Source organism: Deltaproteobacteria bacterium (assembly GCA_029210625.1).
GTDB lineage: Bacteria > Myxococcota > Myxococcia > SLRQ01 > SLRQ01 > JARGFU01.
The window spans coordinates 286,198-299,739 of sequence record JARGFU010000001.1 but is presented as its reverse complement, the minus strand read 5'-3'; the positions used below and the strand labels follow the sequence as shown (position 1 = coordinate 299,739).

The 13,542-nt window shown below is 72.7% G+C and carries 12 protein-coding genes; 8 read left to right on the top strand and 4 right to left on the bottom strand.

The window, feature by feature from the left end; translation table 11 throughout:
* The first annotated feature begins 134 nt into the window (after positions 1-134).
* Positions 135-650, top strand: a complete 516-nt coding sequence (locus P1V51_01330) for a hypothetical protein (protein MDF1561650.1) — start codon at positions 135-137, stop codon at positions 648-650.
* On the opposite strand, the gene P1V51_01325 is transcribed toward P1V51_01330, so the two are convergent.
* The 3 genes from P1V51_01325 to P1V51_01315 are packed head-to-tail and all read right to left on the bottom strand — an operon-like array spanning position 636 to position 3,002.
* Positions 636-1,220, bottom strand: coding sequence for a hypothetical protein (locus P1V51_01325; protein ID MDF1561649.1), 585 nt, complete (start codon positions 1,218-1,220; stop codon positions 636-638). The genes P1V51_01330 and P1V51_01325 overlap by 15 nt on opposite strands.
* Positions 1,220-1,741 (bottom strand): DUF2199 domain-containing protein, encoded by a 522-nt coding sequence (locus tag P1V51_01320; protein ID MDF1561648.1) that lies wholly within the window; start codon positions 1,739-1,741, stop codon positions 1,220-1,222. Before P1V51_01320 ends, P1V51_01325 begins: the two co-directional genes overlap by 1 nt.
* A gap of 13 nt (positions 1,742-1,754) precedes the next feature.
* Positions 1,755-3,002 (bottom strand): NADH:flavin oxidoreductase/NADH oxidase family protein, encoded by a 1,248-nt coding sequence (locus P1V51_01315; protein MDF1561647.1) that lies wholly within the window; start codon positions 3,000-3,002, stop codon positions 1,755-1,757.
* A 201-nt stretch (positions 3,003-3,203) separates the two neighbouring features.
* Between P1V51_01315 and P1V51_01310 the strand changes: the two genes are divergently transcribed.
* Positions 3,204-3,680, top strand: a complete 477-nt coding sequence (locus tag P1V51_01310; protein ID MDF1561646.1) for a hypothetical protein — start codon at positions 3,204-3,206, stop codon at positions 3,678-3,680.
* A 137-nt stretch (positions 3,681-3,817) separates the two neighbouring features.
* On the top strand, positions 3,818-5,254 hold the full coding sequence (locus tag P1V51_01305) for a thioredoxin domain-containing protein (protein ID MDF1561645.1): 1,437 nt from the start codon (positions 3,818-3,820) through the stop codon (positions 5,252-5,254).
* On the opposite strand, the gene glgP is transcribed toward P1V51_01305, so the two are convergent.
* On the bottom strand, positions 5,251-7,341 hold the full coding sequence (gene glgP / locus P1V51_01300) for an alpha-glucan family phosphorylase (GenBank protein MDF1561644.1): 2,091 nt from the start codon (positions 7,339-7,341) through the stop codon (positions 5,251-5,253). The genes P1V51_01305 and glgP overlap by 4 nt on opposite strands.
* Before the next feature lie 123 nt (positions 7,342-7,464).
* Between glgP and P1V51_01295 the strand changes: the two genes are divergently transcribed.
* From P1V51_01295 to P1V51_01275, 5 genes are all read left to right on the top strand, one after another.
* Positions 7,465-9,888: a CHAT domain-containing protein gene (locus tag P1V51_01295; GenBank protein MDF1561643.1), complete on the top strand. Its 2,424-nt coding sequence runs from the start codon at positions 7,465-7,467 to the stop codon at positions 9,886-9,888.
* A 38-nt stretch (positions 9,889-9,926) separates the two neighbouring features.
* Entirely contained in the window at positions 9,927-10,754 is an 828-nt protein-coding gene (locus P1V51_01290; GenBank protein ID MDF1561642.1) for a 2,3,4,5-tetrahydropyridine-2,6-dicarboxylate N-succinyltransferase, read from the top strand.
* 61 nt (positions 10,755-10,815) lie between these two features.
* Positions 10,816-12,189 carry an MATE family efflux transporter gene (locus P1V51_01285; GenBank protein ID MDF1561641.1) on the top strand — a complete coding sequence of 458 codons (1,374 nt, stop codon included), beginning with the start codon at positions 10,816-10,818 and terminating at the stop codon, positions 12,187-12,189.
* Positions 12,190-12,311: 122 nt separating this feature from the next.
* Positions 12,312-12,974, top strand: a complete 663-nt coding sequence (locus tag P1V51_01280; protein MDF1561640.1) for a cytochrome c3 family protein — start codon at positions 12,312-12,314, stop codon at positions 12,972-12,974.
* Positions 12,975-13,079: 105 nt separating this feature from the next.
* A complete protein-coding gene (locus P1V51_01275) occupies positions 13,080-13,505 on the top strand; it encodes a hypothetical protein (protein MDF1561639.1) in 426 nt (141 codons plus the stop codon).
* Positions 13,506-13,542 lie beyond the last annotated feature (37 nt).

The following is a 13,542-nucleotide window of genomic DNA, read 5'->3' as shown; positions in this document are numbered from 1 at the left end:
CGCCCCTGCGGCCATGGCCGGCCGGCACGCCCCCTTCGCCCTCGCCGCGGCCGCGGCCTGGGGGCTGGTGGCCGTGATGTACGGGCGGGCCTGGAAGCAGACCCCCGACTCCCGGGACTTCGCCCGTTACTGGGGTGGGGTCTTCACCCTGGGCGCCGGCCTCTGGCTGGCTCTTCTCCGAGCCGATCGTCCTCACCCGGATGAACGGGAAGGACGTGCTGATGTTCCGGGTGGGCAACGCCCGGGGCAACGAGGTCGTCGACGCCAGCGTGAGCGTCTCGCTCCTGCGGGACGAGCTCTCCCCCGAGGGCCACCACTTCCGGCGCATCCACCCCCTCGAGCTCTCGCGCTCGCGCTCGCCCCTCTTCACGATGACCTGGTCGGTGATGCACGAGATCGACGAGGCGAGCCCCCTCTTCGGGATCGACCTCGAGGATCCCGCCAGCGGGGTGATGGGCTTCATCGCGACGCTCAAGGGCCACGACGGCACCTACGGGCAGACCACCTACGTCCGCCACATCTACCGGCTGGAGGACCTCAAGGCCGGTCACCGCTTCGTGGACGTGATCAGCGAGCTGCCCGACGGCCGCCTGATGATCGACTACGCCCTCTTCCACCGCACCGAGGAGGAGCGGTCAGCCCTCGCGTAGCGACCAGCGGTGCACGCGGGGAGGATCGCCGGGCAGCTCGAAGCAGAAGCCGTCCTCCCACTCGAAGCGGTAGCCGGGTTCGCCGAGGGTGAAGATCACGGTGAGGGTGGCCCCCTCACTCCGGTAGACCACCTCCAGCTCGCGCCCCTCGCCGTTCACCAGCCACATCCGGCGCGGCCCGCCGGGGGGCGGCGCGAGCAGATCGTCCCCGGGCTCGCCCCGCTCCCGGTCGTGGGCCTCGATGGCCCGCATGAGGGCAGCGTGGTGCTCGGTGAAGAGGCGCAGGGCGTCCGGCCCGGCGCCGGGGCTCAGGTCGAAGGAGGGGGGCTCCTCCTCGGGGGGCAGGGTCAGCCCCGGGACCTCGGCGAGCCGGGCCTCGAGCGCGTCCCGGGTCAGCTCGTGTTCGATCGAGACCCAGTGGACGCGCCGCTCACCCTCCACCTCGTGGCCGAAGGCCAGCTGCTCCTGCGCCGGCAGGGCGCCGGTGGGCCGCGGGTCGGGGCCGGGCCAGGGGGCCGGCGCCGCCGCGGGGGGCGCCTTCCTCTTCTTGAACCAGTCGAAGAGGCCCATCAGCCGCCGCCCCTCCCCTCGCCGCCCATCGTCGCCATCCAGCCGGCGACGGTGTGGGCGTCGACCCCCTCCCGCAGGAGGGTGGCGAAGGGGTGATCGGCCTCCGGGGCGATGACGAGCTCGGGCCGGGTGGCCGGCCCGGTCAGCCGCAGGTGCACCGGCAGCCCCACCGTGGGGGGGTAGCCGGGGATGGTGTTGGCGAGCTTCGCCTCCATCGCCGGCAGCCGCTCCTGCGCCGGGTCCTCCCAGTGATCCACCACGCGCTCGAAGTCCTCCTCCGAGACCTCCGCCCAGATCCCCCACATCAGGACCTCGTCCCGGTCGTGGATCCGCACCGGCAGGACGCAGCGCACGTAGTACCAGTGCCGCTTCCCCTTCTCGGCGGCCCGGATGGCGCAGAGGTCGTCGTCCTCCTTCACCCGCTCGGCGCGCTCGCCGGGGGGCATCAGCACCACCGCGTCGGGACGCCGGAAGGCGGGGTCCAGCAGGGCGTGCTCCTCGCCGCAGGTCTCACACCTCATCGCGGCCCTCCTCTCATCCGCGGGCGCGGCGGGGGCGCAGGGCGTGGAGGCCGTGGTGGCCGAGCAGGCCGGCGGCGACCCGCCAGGGGGAGAGCCCGGGGTCGGGCTCCTTGCCCGCGGCCATCCGGGAGAGCTGCGCCTCGTAGTAGGTGACGGAGAACATCAGGAGGGTGTCGAGGGCGCGCAGGCCGGTGCCGACCCGGGCCGGGACCGGCACGGTCGCCTCCCCCGCGAGGAGCTTCCTCGAGGCGTCGGGATCCATGGCCAGGGGGCGCGCCAGGCCGACGAGATCGATGGCTCCCGAGGCGAGGGCCTCCTCCATCACCGCCGCGGTGCGAAAGCCCCCCGTGAGGGCGAGCGGCGCGGCGGTGGCCTCGCGGGCCTTCCGGGCGAAGTCGAGGAAGTAGGCCTCCCGGGCCCGCGTGCTCTCGGCGATCGGCTCCTTGCGGCGGGAGCCGGTCATCGCCGGCGCCTCGTAGGTGCCGCCGGAGATCTCGATGAGATCGATGCCCTCCTCGCCCAGGCGGGCGACGACCTCCAGGGCCTCTTCCTCGCTGAAGCCGCCGCGCTGGAAGTCGGCCGAGTTCAGCTTGATGGTCACGGCGAAGCCGCGCCGCACCCGCGCGCGGATCGCGCGGAAGATCTCCAGCGCGAAGCGCATCCGGTTCTCGAGCGAGCCGCCCCACTCGTCCTCCCGCCGGTTGTGGCGGGGCGAGAGGAACTGACTGACGAGGTAGCCGTGGGCGCCGTGGATCTGCGCGCCGTGGAAGCCTGCCTCCTCGGCCAGCGCCGCGGCGGTGGCGAAGCGCTCGATCTGCTCGCGGATCTCCGAGGCCTCGAGCGCCCGGGGCACCGGGAAGGCCTTCTTCAGCGGCCCCTCGAAGCCGATGGCCGAGGGCGCGACCGGATCGGGGTTGCGCAGGGGGAAGGCCTGCTTGCCCGGATGGTTGAGCTGCATCCAGACCTTCGTCTCATCCGCGCTCGCCGCCTCGGCCCAGGCCGCGAAGGCCTCCAGCGGCGCGCCCGCCTCCAGCACCACGTTGCCCGGCTCACCCAGCGCCCGCGGATCGATCATCACGTTGCCGGTGACCAGCACCCCGGTGCCGCCCTCGGCCCATCGGCGGTAGAGGCGGCCGAGCCGCCCGTCGGGGAGGTGCCCGCGGGCGCCGAGGCCCTCGCTCATGGCGGACTTCAGCAGGCGGTTCTTCACCTCCTGCCCGCAGGGCAGGGTGAGGGCGTCGCCGAGCCTCGCGCCGCTCACGCGACCACCTCCCGGGCCAGGCCCTGGCGCCGCCCGGGGGGCAGCGCACCGACGATCTCGAGCTTCAGGATGGGCATCGGGGGTCCTCTCGCGGGGCGTCGCGGCAGCATAGCCGATGGCCGCGAGGTGGCGAGCCTCACCGGGAGATCCATACTCTCCTCTCGACCCCCATCGAGAGACCCCGGATTGAGCAGCTTGAGCTTGCATGAGGCGCTGGAGGCCCTGATTCGCTTCGAGGAGCGGGTCTCCTCGTTCTACGTCTGGCTCTCGGCGGAGCTCATCGAGGACTCGGAGGCCGCCCAGCTCTTCATCACCCTCGCGGCGCAGGAGCAAGGTCACGCCGAGCGGCTCCGGATGGAGGAGCGGATTCTGGTGGAGGACGAGCGGGAGCTCGAGGTGCACCCGGACGTCTCCCAGGCCGTGGAGATCAGCGTGAAGGCGATGGACGGCTTCATGGCGAGGCCCGAGCCGCCGGGCTCCATCGAGGCGCTCGGCTTCACCCTGGATCTCGAGTCGAGATCGGGGGAGCAGCTCGGCCGCGCGCTGCTGGCCGAGGCCGTCCCCGAGCTGGCCCGCACCCTCGGGGCGCTGGAGCGCGAGGACGCGAGGCACGCCGAGATGCTCCAGGAGGCCCTGGCCTTGCGCCTTCGCCGCCGCCGGGCGGCCAACGAGCTCTGATGGAGGCTTGCCTCGAGGCGGGCACCCGGGTGAAAGAAGAACGAATGAAGCTCATTTCGCGTCCCCTCGCCCGCTGGCTCGCCGCCCTGGTGGCGGCCGCCTGGATGGCCCCCGCCCCGGCGACCTGACCCGGCTGAGTGAATCCCAACCTCCCGGTCGGGGGGTCAGCCTTCGAACTCGAGTCGGGTCTGCAGAGCGCGGCGCCCGAGAACCTCACCCTCTTCGGCTTCAGCCTGCGGCTGGGGCGCTACGACCGGGAGCTGGAGGGCTCGACCCCCGTGGGCGAGCTCACCGGGCGCTCGCTCTCCTCCGTCCTCTCGGTGCTGGCCCTGCGCCACTTCTTCGGCGAGGGCCTGGGCGCCGAGCTGGAGCTGCCGGTGGGCACCATCCACTACGTCGACGGCGTCGAGCGGCCCACCCAGCGGCTCTCCGGCGCCGGCGATCTGGGGCTGGGCCTGCGCTACGATCTGGGCCGGCTCTGGAGCGCCGGGGGCTACCGGCCCTCCGTGACCCTGAGCGCGGGCCTCTCCCTCCCCACCGGCGAGCAGGCGGGCTTCGGCGAGGAGGGCACGGCCTTCCCCCCGAACCTCCTCTCCCTGGGCATGGCCTCCTACACCCTGAACACCCGCCTCGAGCTCTCGCAGTACCTCCACCGGCGGGTGGCGCTGCGCGCCACGGCGGTCTACCGCCAGCCCCTCGACGCCACCGAGGGCGGCGTGCGCTTCGGCCCCGTCGGCGGCGGCAGCCTCGGCGTGGCGGTGGTCCCCGCCGCGGGGTGGGTGGTGATCGGCAACCTCGATGCGTTGGGGCGGGCTCCCTCCCACGAGCTGCCCTCGGTCGCCGGGCACGATGAGATGCCCATGCCGGGCTCCGACGACGGCCACGGCGAGGAGATCGGCAACTCCGGCGGCTTCTGGCTGGCCGGAGAGCTCTTCCTCGGCCGCTCGATCAGCGATCGGGTCACGCTCGGGGTCGGGGCCCGGGTGCCGATCTACACGAAGGTGAACGGCCGCCAGCTCACCGAGTCCTTCAGCGTGATGAGCCTCGTCTCGGTGCGCTTCGGCGGAGACGAGGACGATCACGAGGGTCACGACCACGGCGAGCACGAGGAGCACGAGGCGCACGAGGCGCCGGCGGCGAAGCGGGAGCCCCCGGCGGAGGCGCCCGCGCCGGCCGTCGAGCTGGCCCCGGCGCCGGCCGCCGCCGCGCCGGCCGCGGGCAACGTCCGCGATCTCGCCACCGGCGGCGAGAGCTTCGACGCCCGCGCCGTCGGGGTGCCCGGCAAGATCGTGGTGGTCGACTTCTGGGCCGAGTGGTGCGCCCCCTGCAAGAAGGTCGACGGGATCCTGCGGGAGCTGGCCGCGGCGCACCCCGAGGAGCTGGTCGTCCTGCGGGTCGAGGTCCCCGACTTCGACGCGCCGGTGGCCCTCGAGCACCTCGCCGACGCCGAGGGCCTGCCGACCGTCTGGATCTACGGGCGGCGGGGCGATCGGATGCGGGTGATGAACGCCCGGGGGCTGCTGGACAACCTCCGGGCCACCGTCCTCGAGACCCTCGAGGGGACGGCCGACTAGCCGACCCAGTCCGCGCCGGCCGCCGGGAGGTAGGCCTGGTGCAGGTAGTCCCGGACCATCCGGCTGGCGGAGAAGCGCCAGGCGCAGGTGGTCAGGCCGCGCTTCATCCGGGAGACCCAGGCGTGGGGCACGCCGTCGGAGCCGCGATCGTAGAAGAGGGGGACGACCTCCTCCTCGAGGACCCGGTAGAGGCTCTCGGCGTCCCGCTCGTCCTGGACGTCGACGTCGCGGTGCACCCGCGTCCCGCCGATGGCGAAGCCGTTGGTGCCGTCGTAGGCCTCGGCCCACCAGCCGTCGAGCACCGAGATGTTGAGGCCGCCGTTGAGGACCACCTTCTGGCCGCTGGTGCCGCAGGCCTCCAGGGGGCGGCGGGGGTTGTTCACCCAGGCGTCGACGCCCCGCACCAGCGCGCGGCCGACCCGCAGATCGTAGTTCTCGAGGAAGACGATCTTCCCGTCGAAGCGGGGGTCGTGGGAGAGCTCGTGGATGCGGCGGATGAAGGCCTTGCCCGGCTCGTCGTGGGGGTGGGCCTTGCCGGCGAAGACGATCTGCACCGGGCGCTCGGGGTCGCAGAGCAGGCGCTCGAGGCGCTCGATGTCCGAGAGCATGAGCACCGCGCGCTTGTAGGTGGCGAAGCGCCGGGCGAAGCCGAGGGTCAGGGCGGAGGGGTCGAGGATGCCCGGCCGGCCGGTCCGGTTGCGGGCGAAGTCGACCAGCCGGTTGCGCATGATCTGGTGGCCTTCCCAGAGCTCCCCGTCGTCGATCTGCGCGACCGGGGCCCAGGCCTCGCGCTGCCAGAGGCGATGCTCGAAGTCCTGGGGCAGGTGGCGCTGGTAGATCCGCAGGAGCTGAGGGGCGATCCAGGTCGAGACGTGCACGCCGTTGGTGACGTGGCCGATGGGGATCTCCTGCTCCGGGCGGTCGGGCCAGAGCTCCTGCCACATCTGGCGGGAGACGTGGCCGTGGAGCGACGAGACGCCGTTGGCCTGCCGGGTGGTCTTCAGGCCCACCACGGTCATGCAGAAGGACTCGCTGGGGTCGGCGGGGTTCACCCGGCCGAGGGCGAGGAAGTCCTGCAGGCTGCAGCCGCACCCCTCCCGGAACTTGCCCAGGTGCTGCTCGACCAGCTCGGGGCTGAAGCGATCGTGGCCGGCGGGCACCGGGGTGTGGGTGGTGAAGACCGACATCTGCGAGACCTCGCGCAGGGCCTCGGCGAAGGAGCAGCCGTCCTCCTTCACCCGCACCCGCATGGCCTCGAGGGTCGCCAGGGCGCTGTGGCCCTCGTTCATGTGGATGACGCTGGGGTGGATGCCCAGGGCCACCAGGGCGCGGTGCCCCCCGATGCCCAGGAGGATCTCCTGGCGCAGGCGCAGGGACTGATCGCCCGAGTAGAGGCGGGCGGTCAGCGAGCGGTTCTCGGGCGTGTTGCCCTCGACGTTCGAGTCTAGGAGCAGGAGCGTGTTGCGCCCGACCGGGGCCTTCCAGATCTCGGCGTGGAGTGGCCCCTGGGCGGTGTCGACGGTCACCCGCAGGTTCTCGCCGTCGGGGGTCTGGGCCCGGTGGATCGGCAGGCTCTCCACGTCGATCTCGCCGTAGGCCTCCTGCTGGTAGCCGGTCTCGTCGAGGTGCTGACGGAAGTAGCCTTCCGCGTAGAAGAGGCCGACGCCGACGATGGGGATCCCCAGGTCGGAGGAGGCCTTGAGGTGGTCGCCCGCCAGCACGCCGAGGCCGCCGGCGTAGACCGGCAGGGACTCGTGGATGCCGAACTCGGCCGAGAAGTAGGCCACCGGGCGGCCGAGGATGGAGGCGGCGTGCTCGTGCCCGTAGGAGCCCTCACCGGAGAGGTACTCCTCGAGGCGCCGCAGGGCGTAGACCACGCGGCTCTCGATGGTGCGCCGCTGGGCCCGGTCGGCGATGACCTCGGGGGCGAGGCGCTTGAGCAGCAGGATCGGGTTGTGGTTCACCTCCGACCAGAGCTCGGGGTCGAGGTCCCGGAAGAGATCGGAGATCTCCGGCTCCCAGGCCCACCAGAAGTTGCGGGCCAGCTCGTGCATCCGCTGGACGATCTCGGTCGTGCTGCCGGTCATGGCGAGGCTCCCTTGGAAGAGGAGGGGTCGTTCGGCGACTTCGAGGGCCGGGAAGTACACCCACTCGGACGGGAACGAAAGGGGCCCTGCCGTGGCGCACTGCGCTATGCTGCGAGAGCTGACATGACGGGGAAGAAGGACGACGACCTGCAGGCGCTGCTCGAGGAGCGGCAACGCATCGATCGCGCCCTCGAGGCGCGGCACCGGGGGGAGCGGGTCATCCTCTTCACCGACATCGTCGGCTCCACCGAGCTCTTCGAGCGCAAGGGGGACATCGAGGGCCTGGCCTTCGTGCAGCGCCACAACGACCTGCTCTTCCCCCTGGTCGAGGAGCACCAGGGCCGGATCGTGAAGACGATCGGCGACGCCATCATGGCGGTCTTCGAGGCGCCCGCGATGGGCGTGGCCTGCGCGGCCCGCATGCAGCAGGTCCTGCGCGAGGATCGCGCGGCTCACCCCGAGGCCGACGCGATCCACATCCGCATCGGCGTTCACCTGGGGGCGGTGATGCTCGCCGACGGAGACGTCTTCGGGGACGCGGTGAACACCGCCGCGCGGATCGAGGCCAAGGGGCAGGCGGACGAGGTGCTGATCTCGGCGAAGCTCTTCGAGGCGCTCCCGGCGGGCAGCGTGCAGGCCGAGCCCTGCGGGGGGGTCCCCCTCAAGGGCAAGGCCGAGCTGGTGCCGGTGATGGCCCTGCACTGGGGGGAGGGCACGCCGGCGGCCCGGCGCCTCGACCCCGGGCCTCGCGAGGCCGCCCCCGCCACCCCCGAGATCACCGGGAGCACCCAGGCGCTGCCGCCCCTGCTCGTCCTCGACCTGATGGAGGGGGGCAGGGGCCTGAAGGCCGCGGTGATGGACGGGGAGCAGGACAAGGGGCCGGTGCGCACCTTCGCCGAGGGCAGCTGGGGCCGGGCCGACGCCGACAAGATCCTGCGCCGCTTCGACGCCTTCCTCGGCGGCAACGCCTCGAGCTACGCCTCCAAGGTCCGCACCCTGGGGGAGCTGCTCTGGAACGGGGCCCTGCCGGCGAGCGTGCGGGCGCGGCTGGAGACCACCGAGCGCGGCTTCCTGCGCCTGCAGGTGGACGAGGCCTTCGCCGACGTCCCCTGGGAGCTCCTCCACGACGGCCGCACCTTCCTCGGGCTGCGCTTCGCCGTCGGCCGGGTGATCGCCACCTCGGCGACCGGCAGCGCCGGCCCGGGGACCGCGGCCGAGGCGGAGGGCGCCGCCCTGATCGTCGCCGATCCCTGCGGCGATCTCCCCTCCGCCCGGGAGGAGGGAGGCGCCGTCGCCGGGCTGCTCCACGAGGGCTTCGGCGGAGAGGTGGTCCACCTCACGGGGCCCGTCACCCGCGCCGATCTCCTCGGCGCGCTCTCCGGGGTGCGGGTGATGCACTTCGCCGGCCACGTGCGCTGGCAGGAGGGCGCCCGGGGCCTCGCCATGGCCGACGGAGTGGTCGGCGCCCGGGAGATCGTCGAGGCCTGCGGCGAGCGCCCCCCGAGCCTGGTCTTCGCCAACAGCTGCCACAGCGGCGGCCAGGGCGAGTGGCGGGGCGGGGTGGAGCGCGAGCGGGGCCTGGCCTCGGCGCTCCTCCTCTCGGGGGTGCGCCACTACCTCGGCCCGACCGGGCCGGTGCGCGACGCCGACGCGCTGCGCTTCGCCCTGCGCTTCTGGGAGGCCATGCTCGCCGGCGAGCGCTACGGCGAGGCGGTGCGCCTGGCGAAGCTGCGCCTGGTCGAGGCCGATCCGAAGAGCCTCTCCTTCGCCCGCTACCAGCTCTACGGCGAGCCCCGCTCGGCCCTGCCGCCGGCGCTCGCCCGCAAGGGAGAGGGGGCCACCCGCACCGCCGGGGGGACCTCGACCTCTCTGCCCGCGGCGCACCCCGACTTCGCCGCCCCCGAGGTGCCCTGGTACCGGCAGAAGTGGCTCCTGGCGGGCCTCGGCGCGGTGCTGGTCGCCACCCTCCAGTTCTGGGTTCGCCAGGCCTGGCGCAGCTGGGAGGAGCCCATCGATCCCGGGGTCGCCGCCACCGCCGCGGCCACGCCCCCTTCCTCCGAAGGAGGCGCCGCCGGAGGGGCGCCGAAGAAGGAGCCCGAGGCGGAGGTCCCCCGCACCGGCCCGATCAGCGTCATCGTCGTCCCCTTCAAGGATCTCGGGGGGACGGGAGACTTCGCCTTCCTCGCCGACGCGCTCGCAGAGCAGGTGATGACCGACTTCGGGGCCCACGAGGAGCTCCACCTCTACGAGAAGCCTCAGCTCGACGCGCCCAAGGAGGTGCTGCAGGACTACCAGACCTCCTGGTACGACCCCGAGCACCGGGTGCCCATCGGGAAGTTCTTCTCCTCGGAGGTGGTGGTGGTCGGCAGCTTCCAGAGCTTCGGCGGCAAGCTGCGGGTGCTCTCCCGCTTCGTGCACGTCGAGACCGGAGAGATCCTGGAGACCGTGAAGGTCGACGGCGCCGGTGACGATCCCTTCACGCTCCAGGACACCTTCGCGGCCGAGGTCTCGAAGATCGCGCCGCGCCTGGTGGAGAAGCTGCGCTAGCTGGCCGCGGTGGCCCAAAGGGGCTAGGTTCCGCCGCCATGAGCGAGACACGCGAGCCCCGGGAGATCATCGAGCGCGCCTTCGACGACCGCAGCCTGGTCCACGAGCCGGAGGTGGAGACGGCGGTGAAGTCCACGATCGCCGCGCTGGATCGGGGCGCGCTGCGGGTCGCGACCCGGGGAGAGGACGGGGAGTGGACGGTCCACGAGTGGCTCAAGAAGGCCATCCTCCTCTACTTCTCCATCGCCGAGATGCGGACCCTGGAGGTCGGGCCCTTCGAGTTCCACGACAAGATCCCCCTGAAGACCGACCTGGCGGCGCAGGGCGTTCGCCTGGTGCCGCCCGGGACCATCCGCTTCGGCGCCCACTGCGAGCGCGGGGTGGTGGTCATGCCCGGCTACGTGAACATCGGCGCCTACGTCGCCACCGGCTCGATGGTCGACACCTGGGCCACCGTCGGGAGCTGCGCGCAAGTAGGCCAGGGCGTGCACCTCTCCGGCGGGGTCGGCATCGGTGGGGTCCTCGAGCCTCCGGGCGCCCGGCCGGTGATCATCGAGGACGGCGCCTTCATCGGCTCGCGCTCGATCGTGGTCGAGGGCGTGATCGTCGGAGAGGGGGCGGTGCTGGGGGCCGGCACGGTCCTGACCGCCTCGACCCCCATCATCGACGTGCGGGGCGAGCAGGAGGTCGTCACGAAGGGGAGGGTCCCGCCGCGAGCGGTGGTCGTCCCCGGCTCGCGCCCCAAGGACTTCCCGGCGGGCACCTACCACATGCCCTGCGCCCTCATCATCGGGGAGCGCTCGGCGAAGACCGACGAGAAGACCTCGTTGAACGAGGTGCTGCGGGAGTTCGCCGTCGAGGCCTGAGCGCCCACCGCGCGCGGGCCCGGGCCCGCGCCCGCAGGCGCCCGCTGCCCCGGTCTCCCCGATGTCCAGCTCCGCTCCGAGCCAAGGCAAGCTCACCGAGGGCCCGGTCCGCGAGCACCTCGTGCGCCTCGTCGTCCCGATGATGGTCGGGATGGTCTCGGTCATCACCTTCAACCTCGTCGACACCTACTTCGTGGGGCTGCTCGGCACGACCGAGCTCGCGGCGATGAGCTTCACCTTCCCGGTGGTCTTCTCCTTCGGGAGCTTCACGATCGGCCTGGGGGTCGGGGTGATGAGCCTGGTCTCCCGGGCCATCGGCTCGGCGCAGACCGAGCAGGTCCGCCGCCTCACCACCGACGCCCTGTTGCTGGCCCTCGTCCTGGTCGCCGCCTTCTCCGTCGTCGGCTACCTCACCATCGATCCGGTCTTCCGCCTGCTGGGGGCCACCGACGCGGTGCTGCCCCACATCCGCGACTACATGGAGGTCTGGTACCTCGGGATGGTCTTCCTGGTCGTGCCGATGGTGGGCAACTCGGTGATCCGCGCCACCGGCGACACGAAGACGCCGGCCAAGGTGATGGTCTTCGCCGGGCTGATCAACGCGGTCCTCGATCCCCTCTTCATCTTCGGCCTCGGGCCCCTGCCGGCCTTCGGCCTGAAGGGGGCGGCCATCGCCACCGTGATCGGGCGGGCCTGCACCCTGGTCGTCGCCCTCTGGATCCTCGTCGGCCGGGAGCACCTCCTCGATCTGAGGCCGGTCCACCCGGCCCGCGTCCTGCGCTCCTGGGGCGCGGCCCTGGCGATGGGGCTGCCCATCGCGGGCTCGAACATCGCCGTGCCCCTGACCACCGGCTTCGTGACCCGGCTGGTCGCCGAGCACGGCGAGGAGGCGGTGGCGGCCTTCGGCGCCGCGAGCCGGATCGAGGGCCTGGCCCTCCTGCCCCTCTTCTCCCTGGGGGCCGGCCTCGCCCCCTTCGTCGGTCAGAACTGGGGCGCCGGACAGATCGACCGGATCGACGAGTCCATCGCCCTCTCCCGCCGCTTCTCCTTCTGGTGGGGCCTCATCGCCTGGGGAGGGCTCTCGGTCCTGGCCGTGCCCCTGGCCTGGCTCTTCCCCGACACCCCCGGGTTCTTCCGCGAGTTCACCCACTACCTGTGGATCGCGCCGATCGGCTACGGCCTCTTCGGCATGGTGCAGGTGGCGGTCTCGAGCTTCAACGCCATGGGGCGCCAGCTCGTGGCCAGCGCCCTCACCCTCTTCCGGGCGCCCCTCCTGGTCGCCGCGGGCACTCTCCTGGGCGGCTGGGCGCTCGGGATCGATGGCGTCTTCGCCGGCCTCGGCGTCGCGAACGTGGCGGCCGGCGCCACGGCGATCTGGGCCATGCGCCGCGCCTGTGCCGCGCGGCGAGCGAGCCTCGCGGCGGCCGGCGCCTGAGGGTCGGTTCGCATCGACTCCCGGGGCGAGGGTAGAATCTCTCCCGCGTCCACGCGTCATGACGGGCGTGAGTCGAGGCTCCCTCGCGAGGCTCCTAGCACCGAAAGGATGGTTTGCGATCGATGAGGACGATGTTCGGGACGATGGGGATGACGCTGGCTTTCCTGCTGATCGTCGGCTGCAGCGCCGACCAGCCCACTGAGCCCGCCGCCGAGGGGGTGAAGGCCGAGGAGGCGGTGGCCGAGGCCGAGGCTCCCGCCGCCGAGGCGCCCGCGGCTGAGGCCGCCGAGGCGGAGGCCGAGAAGCCTGCGGTCGAGGCGGAGGCTGAGGCGGAGGCGGAGGCGGAGGCGCCTGCGGCCGAGGCTGAGGCCGAGGCGGAGGCCGAGGTTGAGGCTGAGAAGCCTGCGGTCGAGGCCGAGGCGGAGGCTGAGAAGCCTGCGGCCGAGGCCCCGAAGGTCGAGGAGCAGCCCAAGGGCGAGGAGGGCAAGGAGACCACCAAGCCCGCCAAGCGCTCGCCGGGCCCGGCGAGCCTCACCTTCGCCGCCGGCACCAAGGGCAAGGTGACCTTCCCCCACCGCGATCACCAGAAGGCCGGCCTGGGCTGCAACAAGTGCCACCACACGGCCGAGGCCCGGGCGACGCCCGCCGCCTGCCGCTCCTGCCATGGCAAGGCCGCCGACGCGCCCGCCATGAAGGACGCGGCCCACAAGAGCTGCAAGGCCTGCCACGCCGAGCAGGGCTCGGGCCCGACCAAGTGCCCCGACTGCCACGTGAAGGAAGGCTGAAGAGGCCAGATTTCCAGGCTTGGCAGCCGGGCCCCGTTCGGACTGGCCGAGGCCCGACCTGCCGTCTAGAATGATGTTCCCCCACACTCGGTGAGGAGATCGATCATGAAGGGCTGCTCCTTCCTTCCGCTGTGCCTCGTGTTGACCGTCCCGATGCTGCTCTCGGGTTGCGCCGCCTCTCAGGTGCCCGACTCCGAGACGGCCGCCGAGGCCGCGCTGGATGAGGCCGGCGAGGCGCCGGCCGAAGAGGCGATCAGCGAGTCCGAGCGTGCGGCGCGCGAGTGGGCCGAGTCCGACGAGGGCAAGGCCGCCGAGAAGACCGAAGCGCCGAAGAAGTCCGGAGGCGGACTGGTGGTGCTGCCGCCGGTCGAGCGCGAGGGCGGCGACGACGAGGAGGCCTCGTCCGAGGGCGAGCTCGACGCCGGGGACGACGGGGGTGGCGGCTCCTACGAAGATCAGCCCGATGACTCCGTGGGCGCCATCGACGTGGACAGCGGCGCCGACATCGTCGAGGGCGACGAGGACGAGTAGCCAGCGGCCCCGGCCCCGGCGGCCGGCGGGAACAGGC